This window comes from Rubrivirga marina, from assembly GCF_002283365.1.
Taxonomy (GTDB): Bacteria; Bacteroidota; Rhodothermia; order Rhodothermales; family Rubricoccaceae; genus Rubrivirga; species Rubrivirga marina.
In genome coordinates, this window is sequence record NZ_MQWD01000001.1 from 2,938,738 (window position 1) to 2,960,230 (window position 21,493).

The window sequence follows — 21,493 nt, forward strand, 5'->3', positions numbered from 1 at the left end:
GGCCTCCTCCGACCATGCCCGAACTCCCGTATCCGACGGTAACGGATCGCACCTCCCCCGGCGCGCCCTATCGGGGGGAGGAGCCGTTCTACTACGGTGATCAGGACGGCCTCGACCTCCGGGCCTTGCTCGACATCTTGCTCCGCGGGAAGTGGATCATCCTCGCGACGATGCTCGCGCTGGCGGTCCCGGTCGTCCTCTATTCGATCGTGAGCCCGTCGAAGTACCGCGCGTACTCGATCCTGCTCGTCGACAAGACGGACACGGACCTCGCCGACGTGCTCCCGGAGCAGGTGCCGACGGCGTTCTGGCGACAGGAGCGGAATCTGAGCAACGAGCTTCTCGTGCTCGACCAGTCGACGGAGTTGGCGGAGAGCGTGGCGCGGCGTCTCATGGAGGCCGGCAGGGTGCCCGGCACCGAGCGGCCGCTTTCGATCCTGAACGACGACGACCCCGCCACGCCGCTGACCGTCGAGGAAGTGGCCTTCCGGCTCCAGAAGGAGTACATCAACTCGTCGATGGAGACGGGCGGCGCCGACGCCATCCGCGTCAACGCCGTGAGCACCGACCCCGCCGAGGCCGCGCTCATCGCCAACGCCTTCTCCGAGGCCTTCGCCGACCTCACGCAGGACCAGAGCCGGTCCAGCGCGTCCGCTTCGCGCGAGTTCCTGGAGGACCAAGTCGAGACCCAGAACGAGCGCCTCCGCGAAGCCGACGCGGCCGTCGAGGACTACATGCTCCAGGAAGGGGCCGTCGCGCTCCAGGAGGAGACGACCCGGCTCGTCGACCAGATCGCCACGCTCGACGCCCGCCGCGACCAGGCGTCCGTCAACCTCCAGACGAAACGGGCCGAGCTGGCGGCGCTCCAAGGCGAGCTCGCCCGCCTCGAAGGCCAACTCGGCGACCGCCTCTCGTCGAACCTCGACGGGCAGCTCGTGACGGTCCGCGAGCAGATCCAGCAGCTCCGCGGCGAGCTCGAGACGTTCTACAGTCAGAACCCGGCCCTCCGGACGAACCCGAATCCGCCGGCCAACATCGCCCGGCTCCGTAGCGAGCTGCAGCGGGCCGAGTCCGAACAGGACCGGATCGCGCGGGCGCTCTCGGAGCAGTCGCTCGCCTCCAGCACCGGCCCGAACGACCAGGCCTCGGGCTTCTCACGCGCGGCCGAGCTCCGTTCGCAGATCTCGGCGGCGCGCGTCGCCGTCCGAGGTCTCGAGGCCGAAGTCCGCCAGGTGGGGGCGCGTCTCGGCCAGTATGAGGGCGAGCTGTCGAGCGTCCCCGAGCAGTCGATCGAGCTGGCCCAGCTCGAGCGGGACCGCCGCGCCGCCGAGACGCTCTACGGCGCCCTCGAGCAGAACCTCCAGCAGGCCCGCGTCGCCGAACAGTCGCAACTGGGCTACGCCCGGGTGATCCGCCCGGCGTTCCCGCCCACTCGTGCGTTCTCGCCGCTCCGTGTCCGCAACACGGTCCTCGCACTGCTTTGCGGCCTCGTGTTCGGAGGGCTCCTCGCCATCGGCCGGGTCAAGCTCGACCACCGCATCCACACGCCCGACGACCTCGGCAAGCTGGGCTTCCCGGTCATCGGGACGGTCCCGAGCACCGACACCCTGGTCAAGGAGGAGTACGGCGGCGCCGAGGCCGCCGAGGTCAACGGCCGGATGGTCGACACCCACGTCGTGTCGCTCCTCAACCCGATGGCGACGGCCAGCGAGTCGTACCGCGCGCTCCGGACCAACATCCAGTTCAGCCGGCCCGATGTCGTCGTCCAGACGATCCTCGTGACGAGCGCGAACCCGGGCGAGGGCAAGTCGGTCACGTCGTCGAACCTCGCCGTCGTGTTCGCGCAGGCCGGCCGCCGTGTGCTTCTCGTCGACTCCGACCTCCGCCGGCCGACGGTCCACAAGAAGCTCGGCATCCCGCGTGAGCCCGGCCTCGTCCAGGAGCTGTTCACCGACGACGAGATCAACCCCGACGCGCTCGACCGACTCGCCGACGATCTCTACGTCCTCCCGGCCGGCTCGATCGCGCCGAACCCGTCGGAGCTCATCGGGTCACGCCGGATGCGCGACTTGATCGAGGACATGCGTTCGAAGTTCGACATCATCATCTTCGACGCCCCGCCGATCCTGGCCGCCACCGACGCCGTCCTCCTCTCGACCCAGTGCGACGCGACGCTCGTGATCGCGCGGGCCGGCGAGACGAAGGACTTCGAGCTCCAGTCGGCCATGACGGCCCTCGCCGACGTTGGGACGAAGCCGAGCGGGCTCGTGCTCAACGCGTTCGACGTCCGCCAAGCCTACGGCTATCGGTACAAGTACGCGTACCGCTACGGCAGCTCCTACGGCTACGGCAGCAGCAAGGTCACGGAGGCCTAGCCTCGGCGTCCGTCTTCGTCCCCCCACCCCCGGTCGTTCGCGCGGCCGACGCGTCCGAGCCATGCGCCGTCTCGCCGTTCTCGTTTTTCTCGCCGCCTCGGTGGTCGCGTCGGCACAGCCGACCGACGAGCGTGGCGTGCTCGGGCTCGTGGAGGGCCGCGAGGCCACGCCCGGTGGGTACTTCTACAACGCGCTCCCGGGCCAGCCCGTGACGCGCGTCTACGTCTGGGGCCGCGTGCTCCGTCCCGGCGTCTACGATGTCGGACCCGACTTCGACCTGGGCGGCGTCTTGAGCATGGCTGGCGTGACGAGCGAGCGGACGCCCCTCGAAGGTGACCCCGAACTCATGCTTCGCCTCTTCCGCGCCGGCCAGACGGAGCCCGTCTACGAGACGACCGTCGACCGGTTCGTGGCCGATCCCGCGGCGCCCGACATCGAGTACGGCGACGTGATCGCGGTCGAGGCCGAGGGCGTGGCGCGCGTGGCCGTGATCGGCTCCGTGCTCCGGCCCGGGACGTACGAGGTCGGCCCGACGTTCTCGTCGCGCGACGCGCTCGCGCTCGCCGGGGGCCCCCGCCTGGACCCCCTCGAGTCCAGCGCCGAACGGACGACGACGGTCCGGATCTTTCGGACGGGCGGTGGTGAGGAGCCCGACTATCGCGAGACGCTCCAATCGTTCCTCGGCGGTCCGGCACCGGCTCTCCAGGACGGGGACGTGATTGAGGTCGAGACCCGAATCAAGGAGGGCTGGAGCCGGCGCGACGTCCTGACAGCTGCCGGCGTCGTGACCTCAGGCGTGATCGCGGCCGTCCAACTCTACCGCGTCCTCTCGGCCGACTAGAGATGCCTTCTCCGACTGGGATCCTCGTCACTGGCGCCGCCGGCTTCATCGGGTCTGCCTTCGTGCGATCGGCACTGGAGCGCCGGCCGGGGGCCCCCGTCGTCTCGCTCGACGCGCTGACCTACGCTGGCTCTCTGGAGAACCTCCGCGACCTCCCTGAGCCCGACCGACACACGTTCGTTGAGGGCGACGTCCGCGACGGGGCGCTCGTTCGCCGGCTTATCCAGGAGCACGGGGTCCGCCTCGTGGTCCACCTGGCGGCCGAATCGCACGTGGACCGGTCGATCACGGGGCCGAGCGCGTTCGTCGAGACCAACGTGCTGGGCACGCAGGCGCTCCTCGACGCGTGTCGTGAGGCGGAGGGCGTCCGGTTCCACCACGTCTCGACGGACGAAGTCTATGGCGACCTCGGTCCCGACGACCCGGCGTTCACGGAGCGGACGCCCTACGCGCCGTCGTCGCCGTACTCGGCCTCGAAGGCAGGGTCCGACCACCTCGTCCGCGCCTACGCCCGGACGTATGGCTTGCCGGTGACGATCACGAACTGCTCCAACAACTACGGCCCGCGGCAGTACCCCGAGAAGCTGATCCCGGTCGTCATCCAGCGCGCCGTCGCGGGCGAGCCGATCCCGGTCTACGGCGACGGTGGCAACGTCCGAGATTGGCTCTACGTGGGCGACCACTGCGATGCGATCTGGGCTGTCATCGATCGGGGCGCCCTCGGCGAGACCTACAACGTCGGCGGGAACGCCGAGGTGGACAACCTCACCCTCGTCAACACACTCTGCGCCATCCTCGACGACCGCCGGCCCGACGGCGCCCCGCACGCTGACCTCATCGAGTTCGTGGCGGACCGTCCAGGGCACGATCGGCGCTACGCCGTCGACACGACCAAGATCGGGGGGATCGGGTGGTCGCCTCGGCAGTCGCTCCGGTCCGGGCTCGAGGCCACCGTCGACTGGTACCTCGGTCACCAGGACTGGATCGACGCAGTCCTCCACCGCAACCACGCCCCCACGTGAAAGGCATCCTCCTCGCCGGCGGCCATGGGACCCGCCTGCACCCGGCGACGGTCGCTGTCAGCAAGCAGCTGCTGCCGGTCTACGACAAGCCCATGGTGTACTACCCGCTGAGCACGCTGATGCTCGCGGGGATCCGGGACGTCCTCGTCATTTCGACGCCTGAGGCGCTCCCGTCCTTCCGGCACCTCCTCGGTGACGGGTCGCAGTGGGGGATCGCGCTGTCGTATCGGCAGCAAGACGAGCCTCGTGGGCTGGCGGACGCGTTTCGCATCGGCGCCGACTTCCTTGATGGGTCGCCGGTCATGATGATCCTCGGCGACAACGTGCTCTATGGGAGCGGCCTCTCGAACCAACTCCAGCGTGCGGCGACCGTCACAGACGGGGCCCGGATCTTCGCGTACCCGGTCCGTGACCCGCGGCGCTATGGCGTCGTCGAGGTCGACGCGGACGGGCGGGCGGTCGGCATCGAGGAGAAGCCGGCCGCGCCCCGGTCCAACCTCGCCGTCGCCGGGCTCTACGCCTACGGCCCCGACGTCGTAGACGTGGCCGCGGATCTCAAGCCGTCGGCGCGCGGCGAGCTCGAGATCACCGACGTTAACCGCCACTATCTCGAGGTGGGCACGCTCGAGGTCGAGGTGATGGGCCGGGGTGTGGCGTGGCTCGATGCCGGGACGCACGAGTCGCTGCTCGACGCCTCGGCGTTCGTCCATTCGGTCCAGGCCCGCCAGGGGCTGATGATCGCGTGCCCCGAGGAGATCGCGTACCGGCAGGGGTTCATCGACCGCGCCGACCTCGCGGCGCTCGGGGAGAGGCTCGCCCCGAACGCCTACCGCGACTACGTCCTCGCCCTCGCGGCATCGTCGTAACGTCGGACGGGCGACTGTTGCGACCTTGAGCGCCCGCCGGTCCCGTGTCTCCGCCCCGTGCCGACCCCTGACTTCCTGATCCTCGGCGCGCCGAAGTGCGGGACGACCGCGCTCTGGCACTACCTCGACGCGCACCCCGAGGTGACGATGGCGTCGGTCAAGGAGCCGCGGTTCTTCACCCGGCAGGGGGGAGGGCTCGCGCGGGGCGAGGTCAACGACCAGATGCCGCGCGCGGGGACCTACGACCGGGGGAGCGAGTGGTACGACGGCCTGTTTGCCCACGCCGCTCCGGGCTCGAGTCGAGGCGAGGCCTCGACGGTGTACTGCGTGGCGCCCGACGCGCCCGACCTGATCCATTCCAACGCCCCCGACGTCCGCCTGGTGCTGATGGTCCGCGACCCGGTCGACCGGATGTACTCGCACTATTGGCAGGAGCGGAAGGCGGGCTGGGACCCCGGCCCGTTCGCCGACCTCGTCGCCTCCGGCCACCCGCGCGCCCGGTACTACGAGGCCGCCAGCCATTACGCCGACACCGTCGAGCGCTACCTCGCCCACTTCGGCCGTGACCAACTCCTGGTCGTCGCGAAAGAAGACCTAGACGCCGACCCGGCCTCGGCGCTCACCCGAATCCAGCGACACATCGGGGTCGACCCGACGTTCCGCCCACCGACGCTCGGCCGGCGGTTCAACGTCCAGCGGGTGCCGCGCTTCCCGGCCCTCCGGCGCCTCGGCGAGTGGGCGCGGGCGACGGTGGGCGCGCGCCTGCCCGACGCGGTCCGCCAGCCGCTCGGGCGGGCGCAGCGGGCCGTCGAGCGCGGCCTCTCGACCGAGCTCGACTACGAGCCGCTCCACCCCTCGCTCCGGGCGGAGCTTCTGCCGCGGTTCGAGGCCGACGTCGAACTCGTCGAGGTGTGGACCGGCCGGCCTCGGCCGGCATGGCGGACCGCCGACGAGCCTGCCGAGGCGACCGAGTCGTGAGCGCGAGCACAACCGCCACGGCGGGCAAGGGCGGCAAGCGGATGGGGATGGCGTCGGCGATCTACGTCGGCGGGGCGCTCTTGGCGAAAGTCGCCAAGTTCCTCCTCGTCCCGTTCTACGTCCACTACCTGACGCTGGCCGAGGTCGGGATCGTGGTCTTCCTCCAGGCTGTGTCGTACGCCCTCGCGCGTGTCTTCCCGCTCGGCCTGGGCCAAGCCGTCAAACGTTATTACGTCGAGTTCGACGACGTCTTCGAGGCGGACCGGTTCACGGCGGGCATCTGGTGGACCGTCACGGCCGCCGCCGTCGGGCTCGCGGCGCTGCTCATGGGCACGGCCCCGATCTGGGGGCAGGTCATCGGGTCGCAGATCGCGACGTCGCTCATCGTCCTGGCCGTCGCCGACGCCGCCCTTCAAGGGATCGGGACGATCCCGCTGATGCGCTACATCGTGCGCCAGGAGCCCATGGCCCACAGCGCGTTCTCGATCGTCCAGATCGTCTCCGTGACCGCCGCCGTGGTCTTGTTCGTCGCGGGGTTCGGGTGGGGCGTCGAGGGCGTGATCTGGGGCGAGATCGTCGGGTACGGCGTGTGGGCGCTCGCCTCGGCCGTGATCGTCAACGCGCCGGCCCGCTGGCGGCCGACGTTCGGGCGCCTCCGCGAGGCGTTCCGCTACTCGATCGTGCTCCTCCCTCACCTCGTGTTCGTCTGGGGCATCACGTTCGCCGACCGGCTCATTTTGGAGGCGCAGGTGAGCCTCGACGCCCTCGGCGTCTACGGCGTCGGCTACCAGATGGCGACGGTCCTGACGATGGTCAGCATCGCGATCTCGAACGCGTGGCTCGCGCGATTCTTCCGGACCGGTGAGGGGGAGGGCGGCTCCGCAGAGTACGCGCGCACGTTCTCGGCCATCTCGATCCTCACGCTGTTCCTCGCGCTCGGCTTGTTCGTCTTCGCCGACGAGATCATCGCGGTTGTCGCCAACCGCGAATACGCCGGGGCGGTTCTGATCCTCCGGCTCGTCGTCGTAGCCCACGTCTTCCACGCGGCGAACCAGTTCTTTATGCTGCCCCTGTTCCTCGTGAAGCAGACGCGGCACATCTCGACCTCGACCGGGCTCGGGCTGGTCGTCAACGTAGTCGCCAACCTCCTTCTGATCCCAGCCCTGGGGATTGTCGGCGCGGCGGCGGCCACGATCGCAGGCTATCTCGCCGCGACCCTGTCGTCGTTCGCGTTCGCCCGACGAGGGTACCCGGTTCGACCCGAGTGGCGAGCGCTGGCCATCGCCGCAGCGGTCGCGACCGCGCTCGCCGTCGCGGCGCTGGCGCTGCCCCTGCACGGAGGCTCCATACTCGCAATCCTAGCAAAACTGGGGCTGTGCGTAGCTTTCCCGCTCGTCCTCCTCCTCTGGCCCGGACGGCCCGTCCTCGACCGCGCCGATCTCTCGAAGCTGACCCGTCAGCTTCCCGGGATCGGCCGCCGTTCGGGCTGACCCGCCTCCGGCGTTCTCTCGGATGCTCCCCCATCCCCCCAGTCTCCGGGCTCCGAGTCGCCGCCGCGCCGCCGCGCGCCGCCGCGACCGCCTGACAGGCGCCCGTCGGGCGCTGATCGGGGGCGGGCTGGCCGTCGTCGCGGTCGCCTTCGTCTTGGCCGGCGCCTCGCTCGTTCTCCACGGGTCCGTCGACTACGCGCTGCTGGGGGCGGCCGGCGGTGCCTGCCTCCTGGTGCTCCTCTCGGTTCCGATGCTCAAGCCGGACTACGAGATCGTCGAGCCGATCAGCTTTGTGATGCTGGCGACGGCCATCGGGGTGACACTCAAGCCGGCGTGGTTGGCATTCGGCCCGGAGGCCGCGCGCGACTTTCTCCTGTTGAACCGGCTCGAGCCGGCCTTCCTGGTCAATGCGGTGGCGCTCGTCCTGTTCGGCCTGCTGGCGTTCGCAGCCGGCTACCTGTTCCAGGTCCCCGCGCCTCGTCTCGCACGGTCCCGACTCTTTGCCACGGAGGCGTGGAGCCGCTGGCGGATCCTGCTCGTGGCCGCCGCCGCGCTCACGATCGCCCTCGTGTCGATGTCGCTCTACCTCAGCAAGCTGGGGCTGACGGGCGTGATCGAGGACTTCTCGCGCAAGCGGTTCTACACGGTCGAGGGGGCCGAGTACGCGCGGAGCGCGCTGGGCTACTACCGCTGGGGGGCGTCCGTGACCGGCCCCGTGTTCCTCTTCGTTCTCGCCTGGGCGCTCACCAAGCGGACCCGCCTCGGGCTCGTCGAGGGGGCGGTCATCGTCGCGCTCGTGCTCATGGCGGTGGTCTTCCCGTTCTTCAACAGCAGCCGGACGAAGGTGCTGATGGTGCTCATCCAGGCCCTCGTGATCTGGCGGTGCACGCGGGGTGGGATCCCGAAGACGGTGCTCGTAGGCGGGTCGGTCGGCATCCTCGCGCTCCTCCTCATCCTGACCGCGCTCCGGCCGAGGCAGGGAGACCTGTCGGATGCCGGCTCCGTGTTTGGGGCGCAGGCGCTGCTCGAGACGACGGTCGGCGGGCGGCACTTCATGGACCTCACGAAGACGGCCCACATCATCGAGGGCGTCCCGGAGCAGCTTCCGTATCAGTACGGCGAGTCGTACGCCGCGTGGGCGTTCATGCCGATCCCCCGGACCGTCTGGCTCAATAAGCCCCCGCTCGGGGCTGGCCCGTTGATCGGCCAGAACATCTTCAATATGCGGTACGCGGGCGTGCCGCCAGGGATGATCGCCGAGGCCTATCTCAACTTCGGGATCCTTGGGATCGTCCTCGTGCCGTTCCTTCTGGGGGTCGGGATGCGGTGGGTGTACGAGGCCTTCAAGCCGGTCCTCCACCACACCGCCGGCGCCACGCTGTACGCCGTCACCGTCATCCCGGTCGGGTGGACGACGGTGACGGGTGGGTTCAGCCAGATGATGGTGGCGCTCATGGTGGCGGCGGTGCCCCTCATCGCCATCGTGCTGTTCGTCCGGGTGCGTCGGAGGTTCGTGCCGCATGCTGTTTAACAGCGTCCCGTTCCTCCTCTTCCTCCCGCTCTTCTTCGCGGCGTACTTCGCGACGCGCGGGACGGCCCGGCTCGTGGTCTGCCTCGCCGGGAGCTACCTGTTCTACGGGTGGTGGGACTGGCGCTTCCTGGGGCTCATCGCGCTTTCGACCGGGATCGACTACGTCGTCGGGCTCAAGATCGCGGGGGCCGAGGCGCAGCGGGCCAAGAAGGCCTGGCTCACGCTCAGCCTCGTGAGCAACCTCGGGCTGCTGGCCGTCTTCAAGTACTTCAACTTCTTCCTCGACTCGGTCTACCGCGCGACGGGGTTCTTCGGGTTCAGCGAGTCGCCGGCGTTCCTGGCCGTGATCCTGCCGGTCGGGATCTCGTTCTACACGTTCCAGACGCTGAGCTACTCGATCGACCTGTACCGCGGGAGCATCGAGGCCGAGCGGAACCTGCTCCGGTTCGCGACCTACGTCGCGTTCTTTCCCCAGCTGGTCGCGGGGCCTATCGTCCGGGCGAGCCTCCTCCTGCCGCAGCTCCGCCGCGACCACCCGTTCCTGTGGAGCGGGTTCCTCCTCGGTCTCGGGCAGGTGCTCCTGGGCTACGTCAAGAAGGTGGCCGTGGCCGACTCGCTGGCCCCGTTCGTCGACCGCGTGTTCGACGCGCCGGAGGCGTTCACGCCGCTGAGCGTGCTCATTGGGGTCGTGTTCTACGCCTTCCAGATCTACTGCGACTTCTCGGGCTACTCCGACATCGCGATCGGGCTGGCGCGGATGCTCGGCTACGACTTCGGCGTCAACTTCGACACGCCGTACTTCTCGAAGAGCTTCAGCGAGTTCTGGACGCGCTGGCACATCTCGCTCTCGAGTTGGCTCCGGGACTACTTGTACATCCCGCTCGGCGGCAACCGCGGCGGGACGCTCGCGACGTACCGGAACCTGATGGTCACGATGCTCCTGGGCGGGCTGTGGCACGGAGCGAGCTGGAACTTCGTGTTTTGGGGCTTCCTCCACGGGCTCTACCTCGTCGTCCAGCGCCTCCTCGGTCCCGGCTTCGGCCGCCTCGTCGAGCGGCTGAGGTTGCCCGGCGCCGTCGCGGGCGGGTTCCAGGTCGCGGCGGTGTTCGCGCTCACGTGCTTCGCCTGGATCTTCTTCCGGAGCCCGACCTTCTCGACCTCTGTGGAGGTCATCACGCGGATCGCGTCGATCGACCGGCTCAGCCTCGCCGACGTCCAGCTCAAGGTGGTCGTGCTCAAGGGCTCCCTGCTCATCGGCGTTCTCGTGGTGGCCGAGCTGTGGAGCAAGACCGTCGTGCTCCCGTCGCTCGTACTGGAGCGGCCGGTCGCTCGAACACTGGCCTTCGCGTCGGCCCTATGGGTGATCTTCCTGTTCGGCACGTTCGACGGGGGCCAGTTCATCTACTTCCAGTTCTGATGGCCGCCAGCGAGCTCTGGAAGCGGATCGGGTGGGGGCTGGCGCTGGTCGCGCTCGTCGTCGCGGGCGACCGAGCGCTGGCGGCGGGCCTCCACGCGGCCGTGATGTCGACGGGAAACCGGTTCGCCGTGCTGTACCGCGGCGAGGCGCCGGGCGGCGTCCTCATTCTCGGCAACTCGCGCGCCCTCAACACCTTCCACCAGCCGACGCTGGCCGGGCTCCTCAACGTGCCCGTCTTCAACGCGAGCTACAACGGGATGTCGACGGAGCTCTCTGAGGTGGTGCTCTACGACTACGTCGATCGCAACCCGGACCCGGAGCTTGTGGTGATCGAGGTGACCGGCGTCGGCGCCGACGACGATCAGGTCCGCGACTTCTTCCCGTTCGCGGCCGAGTCCGAGCGGCTCCGGACGTACCTGTCGCAGACGCTCCCGCCGCGCGTCGCGACGGCCCGGCGACTGCTCGGCCTCTACAACTACAACGGGGAGATGCTCTACCGTTCGCTGGCCGCGGGTGCGTCTGACCAGGGGACCATCAACCGGTACAAGATCTCGCCCGCTCTCGTCGCTGCCGCCGAACGCCAGGAGGTCGCCGAGACGCGCCTCCGGCCGGAGAACCTCGCGGCCCTCGGCCGGATGATCGCCTTTTGCGGGGAGCGGCGGATCCCGGTCCGCCTCGTGGTCGGGCCGTACCTGCCCGCGTTCCGCTCGAAGATGACGACGTACGACGCGTGGGTGGACGCCGTGAGCGACGGCGTCGGAGGCGTCCCGATCTGGGACTATTCCCAGGCGGTCACCGACGTGACGGCCTTCGCCGACCGCGTCCACCTGAACTACCGTGGTGCCCGCCTCCTGGCGCCCCGGCTTTTCGAGGACGGGTTGTTCGACCCCGCGGTCGCTGTCCCGCCCGCCGCCGTCCCGCCGTCTCCCGACGTCCCTGTCGATCCGTGAGCACGCCTGACCTCCGGTTCTTCGTCCTCGGCGCGCAGAAGTGCGCCACGTCGTGGCTGTACTACTGCCTCCGCGATCACCCCGAGGTCGTCCTGCCGTCCACGAAGATCGAGCACGGCTACATCGGGAGCCCGATGTACCGCGAGAACGGGCGGGATTGGTACCTCGACCGGTTCCCCGAGGCGGACGGGGGTGACGTGGCCGGGGAGGTGGCCGTCGACTACCTCCTGGACGCCGGGGCGCCGGCCGCCATCGCCGAGCACGTCGAGTCGCCCCGCCTCGTGGCGCTCTTGCGGAACCCCGTCGACCGCCTCGTCTCGGCGTACTTCTGGGCGCTCCGAAAGAACCAGTTGCCCAGCGCGCCCATCGCGTCGGTCCTGCCGTTCTTCCTCGACCAGCGGCCCGGCTTCCCCGAACGCCACCCCGACCGGTTCGTCGACGAGCTCGTCCGCCGCGGCTTCTACGGCCAGCAGCTCCGCCCGTACGTCGACCGGTTCGGGCCGGAGAGCCTGCTCGTGGTGCTCCACGACGAGGTCCGAGACGATCCGGCCGCCGTCGTCCGCCGCGTGTACCGGCACGTCGGCGTCGACGCGGAGCACGTGCCGGACAGCCTCTCACGCCGGCCGAAGGTCAACACGCGGAACCGGGCGGTGATCGCGTTGGAGCGGATGACCGAGGGCCGCATGCTGGCGCGCGTCACCGACCGGATGCACCGGCTCCTGGCGCGCGTCACCGAGCCGCCGCCCGAGCTCACCGTCGCCCAGCGGACCGCGCTCCAGAACCGCTTCCGGCCCCACCTTGAGGAGACCGAGGCCGTCCTCGCCGGACTCCCCGAGGCCCACCGACCCGCGTCGATCGACCTGACCGACCTCTGGACCTGATGCAGCACCGTCGCAAGCTGACCCGCCCGGCCTACGTCCTCGAGAAGCTCGCGCTCTACGGGCGGAGCCGCCTCACGATGGATCGGGAGGACATCCTGATGGCGTTCTATCCAAAGACCGGTAGTACCTGGGTGAGGTTCTTTCTTTATAACATGTTGAGCGAATCCGCCTCGGCCGCCTCGTTCGACGAGGTCAACGCGGCCATGCCGGAGTACGGCAACCCGTCGATGTTCACCCCGTGGGCGTTTTCGCCGCGCCCGCGCCTCGTCAAAACCCACCTCCCGCATTCGGCCCTCCTGTTCGCCTCCCACCCGACGATGCTGACGGTCCGCGACCCACGCGACATCGTCGTCTCCCTCTACCACTACGCCCGGGCCAAACGGACGTTGGCGTTCGAGGGGGGCATCGACGACCTGATCTACGACGAGGAGATGGGCATGGAGGCGTTCTTCAAGCACTTCGCCTCGTGGAAGTCGCGGGCTGGGCTCGTCACGCGCTACGAGGACCTGAAGAGCCGGCCCATCGAGGCCTTCGGCGGGATCTGCGACTTCTGCGGCATCGAGGGCGACGCCGCGGCCATCGAGGCGGCCCTCGAGAAGTCGAGCCTTCAGCGGATGCGCGACGCGCAGAAGGCGAGCGCCGAGTCGTTCAAGAATCACGACCCCGCCTTCGTCTTCGCGCGGAAGGGGACGGCCGGGCAGTGGCAGGAGCACTTCGACGACCGGGCCCTCGCTCACTACGAGGCCCTCTGCGACCGCTACGCGTTCGACCTCTACGACTGATGCCGGGCCACGTCACGCTTGTCTACGACAGCCCGATCAGCTTCTCGGGCCAGTACGCCGCGACGGCGCTCCTGCGGGAGACCCTCGCGGCGCGCGGGTGGACGTTCGATGCCGTCGAGTTCCCGGCGCTCGACCGGACCGCGGGCCGTGTTCGCCGTTACGCGACGTACCTCGCCCAAGTCGCGCGGTGCTGGGGCCAGTTGCTCTCGGCCGTCCGGCGAGGGGCCGTGCTCCACGTCAACCTGCCGCAGAGCCGCGCGGCGTTCGCGAAGATGGGCTGGCCGGTGCGCATGATCGACCGCCTCCGGCCTGCGATTCCGAAGGTCGTCTCGCTCCACGGGAGCGTGTTCATGGGCTGGGCGCCTGCTGGTCCCGAGGGCCGGGCGTTCCTCCGCATCCTCCACACAGCCGACGTGATCACGGTCCTCGGGCCCCTCCAGCGGGCCCGCCTCCTCGAGTGGGGGCTCGACCCCGACCGCGTCGAGATCGTCGAGAACACGTGCGAACTGGAGCCCGCGACGGACACCGAGGTCGCTGCGAAGCAGGCGCCGGCCCCGGGCGAGCCAATCCGGCTGCTCCACCTCAGCCTGCTCGTCGAGTCGAAGGGGTACCCCGAGTTCCTGGAGGCGCTCGAACAGCTCAGCCACCGCGACCTCGGGCGGCGCGTCGAGGCGGTCCTCTGCGGCCCGCCCGCCTTCACGTCGTACTGCACGCGGTTTACGACCGTCGAGGCCAAGTCAGCCTGGATCGACGAGCGGGTTCGGCGGATCAACGCCAGCGGATCGGTCTCTGTGGAATGGATCCCGGGCGCCCAGGGGGCCGAGAAGAAGGCGCTGTTCGACGCAGCACACGTGTTCGTTTTCCCGAGTCGGTTCCCGGTCGAAGCCCAGCCCCTCGTGCTCCTCGAAGCGATGGCGGCCGGCTGCGCCATCCTCACCAGCACCGTCGGCGAGATCCCCTCGACGATGGGGGAGGGCACGGCCCGGTTCCTCGATGACACGGCCCCCACCGCCATCGCGGAGGGGATCGAGGTGCTCGTTCGCAACGACGTCCTCCGTCAGTTCCTCGCCGGGCGGTCTGTCCAGCGCGTCCGCACCCGGTTTAGCCTCGCCCGCTACAGCGACGTCTGGGAGCGGATCTTTGAGGGCCTCTTGAAGGGCTCGCCATCTCTCGCCACGCAGTCCGAGCCCGCCCCCACCGCATGACACCCGCACGCATTCTCGTCACCGGGTCGGACGGCCTCATCGGGCGGTGGGTCTCGCACCTCTTGGTCGAGGAGGGCCACGAGGTCATCGCCCTCGACCGCCGCGACCTTACCCAGAGCCGAGAGCGCTATCGCAAGCACGTCGTCGACGTCCGCGACGCCGAGGCGCTCGTCGCCGTGCTGGAGGCCGAGCGACCCGACGCCGTCGTCCACCTTGCCGCCCGGACCGATCTCGACCCGACCGCGACGCTTGACGACTACGACTCCAACACCGTTGGCGTCCGAAACGTGTGCGACGCCGTGCGGGCCACGGACTCGGTGACGCGCGTCCTTTACACGTCGTCACAGCTCGTCTGCCAGATCGGGTATCAGCCGACCTCCGACACGGATTACAGCCCGAAAACGGTCTACGGCCGGAGCAAGGTGCGGACGGAAGAAATTGTCCGCGAGGAGAAGGGTGGCGGGGTGACGTGGTGCCTCACGCGCCCGACGACGGTCTGGGGGCCCTACATGAAGCCGCACTACCGAAACTTGCTCCGCCACATCGAGAAGGGGCGGTACTTCCATACGGGAGAAGGGCCTCTCTACAAGTCCTACAGCTACGCGGGTAACATCGCTCACCAGTACCTCCGGCTCCTCTCGGCGCCGGACGGTGCCATCCACCGCAAGACGTTCTACCTCGCCGACTACGAGCCCCTTTCGCTGCGGGCCTACACGAACCGCCTGGCAGAACGCCTCGACGCCGGGCCGATCCCGACGGTCCCGTTGCCCGCCGCCCGCGCGCTCGCCAAGGTGGGCGACGTGATCAACGCCGTGGGTTGGCGGAGCTTTCCGTTCAACTCGTTCCGGCTGAGGAACATCCTGACCGAATACGTGCTCGACCTGAGCGAGACCGAAGCTGTGTGCGGGCCGCTGCCGTACGGGTTCGAGGAGGGCGTGCGCCAGACCGTCGCCTGGTATCAGGCAGGGAAGGAGGAGCGCTAGCGTGGCCGATCTCGACCGCCCCATCGTCGTCGTCGGCGCGGCCCGCTCGGGCACCTCCATGACGAGCCGCGTCCTGAAGCGGCACCCCGACGTCGCCTTCTGGATGGAGCCGAAGTACGTCTGGCGCTACGGCCGGCCGCTCGCGCCGGACGATCTCCGCCTTGCTGCCGACGCCACCCCGCGCGTCCGCCGCTACATCCGGCAGTCGTTCGAGCGGTACGCCGAACGCGCGGGGAAGCCCCGGTTCATGGAGAAGACGCCGAGCAACTGCTTCCGCCTGCCGTTCGTCGAGGCCGTCCTCCCTGAGGCCCGCTACCTCCACGTGATCCGCGACGGCCGGGACTCGACGCGCTCCGCGCTCCGGATGTGGACCAAGACACCCGACAAGCGCGCGCTTCGCCGCCGACTCACCCAGCTGGAGTTCCCACTCCGCGACGCCCCGTTCTACGCCGCCGCGGTATTCCGCGACGTCGTCGGGCGCCAGCTCTTCCCCCAGAAGGCGTACGTCTGGGGTCCGCAGTTCCCGGGCCTCCGCGAGGTTCGCGACCAGGAGGGCGTCGTGGCGGCGTGCGCGGTCCAGTGGCGCGAGAGCGTCCGCGCTGCCCTCGCCGGGCTGGCCCAGATCCCGGACGGGCGGCAGATGACGGTCCGATTCGAGGACGTCATGGCGGACCCGGTGGGGCAGATGGCTGCGATCCTCGACTTTCTGGAGCTCCGCCCGAGCGAGGAGGTCCGCGCATATGCCGAGACGTTCATCGATGAGGGCAACCGGACGAGCTATGATTCGAGCCTCGACCCGGCTGACATCGACCCCTACCTCGAGCCGCTCCGCACGGAACTCGGCTACGCCTGATGCCCCGCCTCCTCTTCGTCAACCAGCACTATTGGCCGGATGTCGCCGCGACGGGTCAGATCCTGACGGACCTCGCCGAGCACCTCGCTGCGCGTGGCTTCGAGGTCGACGTCCTGACCGGCCGCGGGAAGTACGTCTCGGGCGACCTCGAGGCGCCGGCCGAGGAGACCCGGAATGGCGTCCGCGTCCGCCGCCTCTCGTCGACGTCGTTCGGTCGCTCGTCCCACCTCGGTCGGATCGCCGACTACGCCGGCTACTACCTCGGCGTGCTCCGACGCCTCCTGACGGGGGAGCGCTACGACCTCGTGATCGTCCTCACGACGCCGCCGCTCTTGAGCGTCGCCGCGCGGCTCTCCGGCCAACTCCGTGGCCAGCAATACGCCGTCTGGTCGATGGACCTCCACCCGGACGCCGAGGTCGCCATCGGGATGCTGTCGGAGCGCGGCCTACCCGCCCGCGTGCTCCATAGACTCAACGACGCGGGCTACCGCGGCGCGGACCTCGTGGTCGACCTCGGATTCCGCATGAAGGAGCGGATCGCGGCCAAGGGCGTCGCGACCCATCGGCTCGTCACGATCGGGATGTGGAGCGACGGCGCGGGCGTCCGGCCCCTCGACCCCGCGGAGAACCCGGTCCGCCGCTCGCTCGGGATCGACGCCGATCAGGTTGTTGTGATGTACTCCGGCAACGCGGGGGTGGCGCACCGCTTCGAGGAGATCTGCGAGGCGATGCGCACGCTCCAGGACGACGACCGCTTCTACTTCCTCTTCGTCGGCTCCGGCCCGCGGCGCGCGGAGGTCGAGGCGTTCATCGAGGCGGAGCGGATCGAGAACGCGAGCTACGAGGACTACTTCCCACGAGAGGAGCTCGCGGCCTCGCTCTCGGCGGGCGACGTCCACCTCCTGACGCTCCGCGAGTCGATGGCGGGGATCGTCGTCCCGAGCAAGCTCTACGGCATCCTGGCCGCTGGGCGTCCCGTGGTGATGGTCGGGCCCGAGCGGTCCGAGTCGGCGCAGACGATCCGCCAGCACGACGTCGGCGAGGTCATCGACCCCGAGGCGGGGGGGAGCGGGGCCGACCTCGTCGCCGCGCTCCGTCGACTGGCGGACGCCCCCGCCGAGCGCCGGGTGATGGGGGAGCGGGCGCGCGCGGCGTTCGAGACGGAGTACGATCGGGCCGTCCTCTGCGAGGCGTGGGCCGACCTCCTGGCCGCCCGGTTCGGATTCGACCTGCCGGCCCGGCCCGTAGCGCCGGTGCGGGTCGGGGCGGATTAGCCCTCGGCCTCGGTCGTCGCTGCCTCGGCGGGCTCGTCGGCCGGTGCTCCCGCCCCGAACACCCAGTCGAACAGCTGGACGAGGGTCGGGCGCAGCGTGCCGCGCGGGACGATCCGGTCGACGAAGCCTTGCTCCTGGAGGAACTCCGCCGTCTGGAAGCCCGGCGGGAGGTCGCGGCCGATCGTCTCGCGGATGACGCGCGGGCCGGCGAACCCGATGAGCGCGCCCGGCTCAGCGATGTTGAGGTCGCCGAGCATGGCGAATGAGGCCGTCACGCCGCCCGTCGTCGGGTGCGTGAGGACCGAGACGTAGGGGAGCCCCTTCTCAGCAAGCACGGCGAGGTTCGCGCTCGTCTTGGCCATCTGCATGAGCGAGAGCGCGCCCTCCATCATTCGCGCCCCGCCCGACTGGCTGATGACGACGCACGCCCGCTCCTCCTCGACCGCGCGGCGCACCGCTCGCGTGACCGTCTCGCCGACGACCGACCCCATCGACCCGCCGATGTAGGTGAAGTCCATCGCCGCGACCGACGCCGGGTGCCCGCCGATGACGCCCGTGCCCGAGACGGCCGCGTCGTTGAGCCCCGTCTTCCGGTCGGCCGCCACGATCCGCTCGGCGTACGGCTTCCGGTCGACGAACTCGAGCGGGTCGACGGAGTGGAGGTCGGCGTCGTGGCGGTCGAAGGCGCCCTCGTCGAAGAGGAGCCGGAGGTAACCGAGCCCCGACATCGGGTAGTGGTGGCCGCACGAGGGGCACACGAGGAGGTGCTCCTCGAGCTCCCGCTGGCTCGTGATCGTGTCGCAGGACGGGCACTTGAGCCAGTAGCCCTCCGGGGTCTCGTTGCGGTCCCGGCGGTCGGTTTTGATGCCGGCCGAGTTGCGCTTAAACCAAGCCATGGAATTGCCGGAGGGTCGTCATAGGGTCGAAGGTCTCAAGATACCGCCCGGCTGTGACGTCGCCACGGGCTTGAGGTAGAGCGGTTCGAGGGCCGCGACGTCGTCGGGACCCTCGGCCTCGGCGATGCCCTGGCCGAGGCGGGCGACGACGGCACCGGAAGACGCGAGCTCGACGCGAGGCAGGTCGGGACGGAGGTCGGCCAGCCGGTCGGCGCCCGGCCCGCCGAGGGCGAGGGTGGAGGCGGGCAGCCAGTCGGCGACGGCGTCGAGGGAGAGCGCGGCGGGGGCGGCGACCTCGACGTCGCCGTCGTAGACCGCGACGTAGACCTCGCCGCGTCGAGATGGGAGGATGGCGCAGATCGGTCCTCCCACCGTGCTGCTGGTGGTGAGCGCGCGGAGCGTCGGCACGCCGACGAGGGCGGCGCCGGTGGCGAGGGCGAGGCCCTTGGCCGTGCTCGTCCCGATGCGGAGCCCCGTGTACGAGCCCGGCCCAGCGGCGACGGCGACGAGCCCGAGGTCGGCCGGGTCCCGCTCGACGTGCGCGAAGGCCTCCCGAAGGAGGGGGGCGAGGCGCCGGCCGTGCGACCGGGGCACCGAGAGGGCGGCCTCGAACAGCACGCGCTCTCCGTCGAGGAGGGCGACGGCGCAGACGTCGGTGGCGGTGTCGATGCCAAGGGTGAGCACAGGGGTGGGAGAGTGCGGCAGTGAGACGGGTCTAGAGGGGATGAGGGGACCCGTGGGACCTGCACAACCCGCAGAACCCCGAACCCTTCCTCCTTGACATTTCCTTCACGCCCGGGGATCTTTGCATCCCCCTCCTTTCGAAGCGCTTCCGGCTTCGTCCATCCCACCTGCCATGACCGTCTACGACGCCGACCACATCCGCAACGTCGCCCTCGTGGGCCACCAGGGGAGCGGAAAGACGACGCTGGCCGAGGCCATGCTCTTCAGCGCCGGCGCGATCCCGCGCATGGGGACCGTCGAGGAGGGCTCGACGGCGAGCGACTTCCACGACAGTGAGCGCGAGCGGACGATGTCGGTCTTCACGTCGCTGCTCCACGCCGAGTGGGAGGGCCACAAGATCAACGTGCTCGACACGCCCGGCTACCTCGACTTCTCGGCCGAGACCATCACGGCCCTCAAAGTCGCCGACACGGCCGTGTTCGTCATCGACGCGGCCGAAGGCGTCCAGGTGGGGACCGAGCTGGCGTGGACCTACGCCCGCAACACCGAGACGCCAGCGCTCTTCGTCCTCAACAAGCTCGACACCGCCGCCGCCGACTTCGCGACGACGCTGGACAAGGTCCGCGACCGGTTCGGCCGGGCGGCCATCCCGATGCAACTCCCGGGCGGCTCGGGGACGCGGACGATCATCGACGTCCTGCTCATGAAGCAGATTCGGTTCGACGACAAAGGGCAGGCCCACTTCGAGCCGATCGCCGACGACTTCAAGGAACGCGCCGACGCCCTCCACAACGAGCTCGTCGAGTCGATCGCCGAGAACGACGAGGGGCTCATGGACCTCTACTTCGAGAAGGGCGAGCTGACGGAGGACGAGATGCGGAAGGGCCTCCACCAAGCCATGCTCAATCGCGAGCTGTTCCCCGTCTTCCTGACGGTCGCGAATGAGAACGTTGGCGTGTCACGGTTGATGAGCTTCATCGACAACGTGTGCCCGAGCCCGGCCGAGATGCCGCCGCCGCACATGGACGCTGGCTCGGTCTCGGTCGACGCACAGGCCGCGCCGGTGGCGTTCGTGTTCCGGACGATGGCCGAGGAGCACGTCGGCGAGTACTCGTACCTCAAGGTCTACGACGGGATGCTGACGCAGGGCCAGGACCTCGAGAACGCGAGCGACTCGTCGATGGAGCGACTGGGTGCGCTCTACGCCGTGAACGGCAAGGACCGCGACCCCGTGCCGCAGCTCGTGGCCGGCGACGTCGGCGTGACGGTCAAGCTCAAGCACACGAGCACCGGCGACACGCTCCGCCAGCGCGGCTCCAGCGCCGTCGTGACGCCGGTCGAGTACCCCGAGCCCCGCATGCGGCTGGCCATCCACGCCGTACACCAGGGCGAGGAGGACAAGATGGCGCAGGGGCTCGCCCAGATCGTCAAGGAGGACCCGTCACTGGTGGTCGAGCACGACGCCCACCTCGGCCAGGTCACCGTCGCAGGACAGGGCGAGATGCACCTCGACATCGCGAAGTACCGCCTCGCCCACCGCGCCGGCGTCGAGGTCGCGTTCGAGCGGCCGAAGGTGAGCTACCGCGAGACCGTCCGCGGCCGCGCCGAGGCGCGGTACCGCCACAAGAAGCAGACGGGCGGCGCCGGCCAGTTCGCCGACATCTCCCTGCTCGTCGAACCGCTCGACGGGGAGTTTCAGCCGGAGGGCCAGATGAAGGTCCGCGGCGAGCACACGGCCGAGACCGACTGGGGCTCGAAGGTCCACTTCGTCGACGCCATCGTGGGCGGCGTCATCGACATGCAGCGGTTCTTCGGGGCCATCCAGAAGGGCGTGGCCGACATGCTGCGCCAGGGGCCGGTCGCCGGCTACCCCGTTGGGGACGTCCGCGTGGTCGTGTTCGACGGCGGCATGCACTCGGTCGACTCGAACGAGAACGCGTTCAAGACGGCGGCGAAGATGGCGTTCCGCGACGGCTTCCGCGACGCGCGGCCGGCGATCCTGGAGCCGATCGTCGAGCTCGAGGTCCTCGTGCCCGAGGCCTACATGGGCGACGTCCTCGGCGACCTCAACACGCGCCGCGCGCGGATCCAGGGGATGGTAGCGGAGGGCCCGTTCCAGAAGATCGTGGCGCAGGTCCCGGAGGCCGAGCTGTACCGGTACTCGACGTCGCTCCGCTCGATGACGCAGGGCCGCGGCCTCCACCGCGCCAGGTTCAGCCACTACGACCCGGTCCCCCGCGACGTACAGGACCAGCTCGTCTCAGGCCGGATGGCGGACGCCGCGGCCTGACGCCGGCCCTCCCTCGGCTGCGCGGCCGGCCTGACGCGCCGAGTCGGCCGGCCTCGGCGTCGAGGCGGGGGTGGCGGAGGCGTGATCGAGTCCGGCGTGGGGAGGCGTCGGCGGTAGAGAGCGGTCCCTGACCGACCGGTGTCAGCCGGGCGCCGGATGTTGCGGGCACGGACGG

18 protein-coding genes are annotated in these 21,493 nt (G+C 69.8%); 16 read left to right on the top strand and 2 right to left on the bottom strand.

The genetic code is table 11. The annotated features are described in order from the left end of the window. The first annotated feature begins 14 nt into the window (after window positions 1-14). The 15 genes from BSZ37_RS12230 (at window position 15) to BSZ37_RS12300 (ending at window position 17,448) form a co-directional block, all read left to right on the top strand. Complete coding sequence (locus tag BSZ37_RS12230; RefSeq protein WP_095510817.1) at window positions 15-2,375, top strand: GumC family protein; 2,361 nt, start codon at window positions 15-17, stop codon at window positions 2,373-2,375. A 61-nt stretch (window positions 2,376-2,436) separates the two neighbouring features. Next, window positions 2,437-3,216 carry an SLBB domain-containing protein gene (locus BSZ37_RS12235; protein ID WP_095510818.1) on the top strand — a complete coding sequence of 260 codons (780 nt, stop codon included), beginning with the start codon at window positions 2,437-2,439 and terminating at the stop codon, window positions 3,214-3,216. A gap of 2 nt (window positions 3,217-3,218) precedes the next feature. After that, window positions 3,219-4,238 carry a dTDP-glucose 4,6-dehydratase gene (gene rfbB, locus BSZ37_RS12240; protein ID WP_095510819.1) on the top strand — a complete coding sequence of 340 codons (1,020 nt, stop codon included), beginning with the start codon at window positions 3,219-3,221 and terminating at the stop codon, window positions 4,236-4,238. Then, window positions 4,235-5,104 (top strand): glucose-1-phosphate thymidylyltransferase RfbA, encoded by an 870-nt coding sequence (rfbA, locus tag BSZ37_RS12245; RefSeq protein WP_095510820.1) that lies wholly within the window; start codon window positions 4,235-4,237, stop codon window positions 5,102-5,104. Before rfbB ends, rfbA begins: the two co-directional genes overlap by 4 nt. A 57-nt stretch (window positions 5,105-5,161) precedes the next feature. Next, entirely contained in the window at window positions 5,162-6,082 is a 921-nt protein-coding gene (locus BSZ37_RS12250; protein ID WP_095510821.1) for a sulfotransferase family protein, read from the top strand. Further along, on the top strand, window positions 6,079-7,572 hold the full coding sequence (locus tag BSZ37_RS12255; RefSeq protein WP_179299609.1) for a lipopolysaccharide biosynthesis protein: 1,494 nt from the start codon (window positions 6,079-6,081) through the stop codon (window positions 7,570-7,572). Before BSZ37_RS12250 ends, BSZ37_RS12255 begins: the two co-directional genes overlap by 4 nt. A 22-nt stretch (window positions 7,573-7,594) precedes the next feature. Continuing rightward, window positions 7,595-9,103, top strand: coding sequence for an O-antigen polymerase (locus tag BSZ37_RS12260; RefSeq protein ID WP_095510823.1), 1,509 nt, complete (start codon window positions 7,595-7,597; stop codon window positions 9,101-9,103). Beyond that, entirely contained in the window at window positions 9,093-10,520 is a 1,428-nt protein-coding gene (locus BSZ37_RS12265) for an MBOAT family O-acyltransferase (RefSeq protein WP_095510824.1), read from the top strand. The genes BSZ37_RS12260 and BSZ37_RS12265 overlap by 11 nt, the downstream gene beginning before the upstream one ends. Beyond that, the gene (locus BSZ37_RS12270) at window positions 10,520-11,470 is read left to right on the top strand and encodes a hypothetical protein (protein WP_095510825.1); all 951 of its coding nucleotides are present in this window, start codon (window positions 10,520-10,522) and stop codon (window positions 11,468-11,470) included. Before BSZ37_RS12265 ends, BSZ37_RS12270 begins: the two co-directional genes overlap by 1 nt. Beyond that, window positions 11,467-12,351: a sulfotransferase domain-containing protein gene (locus BSZ37_RS12275; RefSeq protein WP_095510826.1), complete on the top strand. Its 885-nt coding sequence runs from the start codon at window positions 11,467-11,469 to the stop codon at window positions 12,349-12,351. The genes BSZ37_RS12270 and BSZ37_RS12275 overlap by 4 nt, the downstream gene beginning before the upstream one ends. Continuing rightward, window positions 12,351-13,133, top strand: a complete 783-nt coding sequence (locus tag BSZ37_RS12280; protein WP_095510827.1) for a sulfotransferase domain-containing protein — start codon at window positions 12,351-12,353, stop codon at window positions 13,131-13,133. The genes BSZ37_RS12275 and BSZ37_RS12280 overlap by 1 nt, the downstream gene beginning before the upstream one ends. Next, entirely contained in the window at window positions 13,133-14,338 is a 1,206-nt protein-coding gene (locus BSZ37_RS12285) for a glycosyltransferase family 4 protein (RefSeq protein WP_095510828.1), read from the top strand. The genes BSZ37_RS12280 and BSZ37_RS12285 overlap by 1 nt, the downstream gene beginning before the upstream one ends. Next, a complete protein-coding gene (locus tag BSZ37_RS12290) occupies window positions 14,335-15,321 on the top strand; it encodes an NAD-dependent epimerase/dehydratase family protein (protein ID WP_095510829.1) in 987 nt (328 codons plus the stop codon). Before BSZ37_RS12285 ends, BSZ37_RS12290 begins: the two co-directional genes overlap by 4 nt. Window position 15,322: 1 nt before the next feature. After that, window positions 15,323-16,174: a sulfotransferase family protein gene (locus tag BSZ37_RS12295; protein ID WP_095510830.1), complete on the top strand. Its 852-nt coding sequence runs from the start codon at window positions 15,323-15,325 to the stop codon at window positions 16,172-16,174. Further along, entirely contained in the window at window positions 16,174-17,448 is a 1,275-nt protein-coding gene (locus tag BSZ37_RS12300) for a glycosyltransferase family 4 protein (RefSeq protein ID WP_095510831.1), read from the top strand. The genes BSZ37_RS12295 and BSZ37_RS12300 overlap by 1 nt, the downstream gene beginning before the upstream one ends. Here BSZ37_RS12300 and accD read toward each other — a convergent pair. Both accD and tsaB read right to left on the bottom strand, forming a co-directional pair. Continuing rightward, the gene (gene accD / locus BSZ37_RS12305; RefSeq protein WP_095510832.1) at window positions 17,445-18,344 is read right to left on the bottom strand and encodes an acetyl-CoA carboxylase, carboxyltransferase subunit beta; all 900 of its coding nucleotides are present in this window, start codon (window positions 18,342-18,344) and stop codon (window positions 17,445-17,447) included. The genes BSZ37_RS12300 and accD overlap by 4 nt on opposite strands. Window positions 18,345-18,362: 18 nt before the next feature. Continuing rightward, a complete protein-coding gene (gene tsaB / locus BSZ37_RS12310; protein WP_179299610.1) occupies window positions 18,363-19,028 on the bottom strand; it encodes a tRNA (adenosine(37)-N6)-threonylcarbamoyltransferase complex dimerization subunit type 1 TsaB in 666 nt (221 codons plus the stop codon). A 172-nt stretch (window positions 19,029-19,200) separates the two neighbouring features. On the opposite strand from tsaB, the gene BSZ37_RS12315 reads away from it, so the two are divergent. Next, window positions 19,201-21,318 carry an elongation factor G gene (locus BSZ37_RS12315; RefSeq protein WP_095510834.1) on the top strand — a complete coding sequence of 706 codons (2,118 nt, stop codon included), beginning with the start codon at window positions 19,201-19,203 and terminating at the stop codon, window positions 21,316-21,318. The last annotated feature ends 175 nt before the right edge of the window (window positions 21,319-21,493 follow it).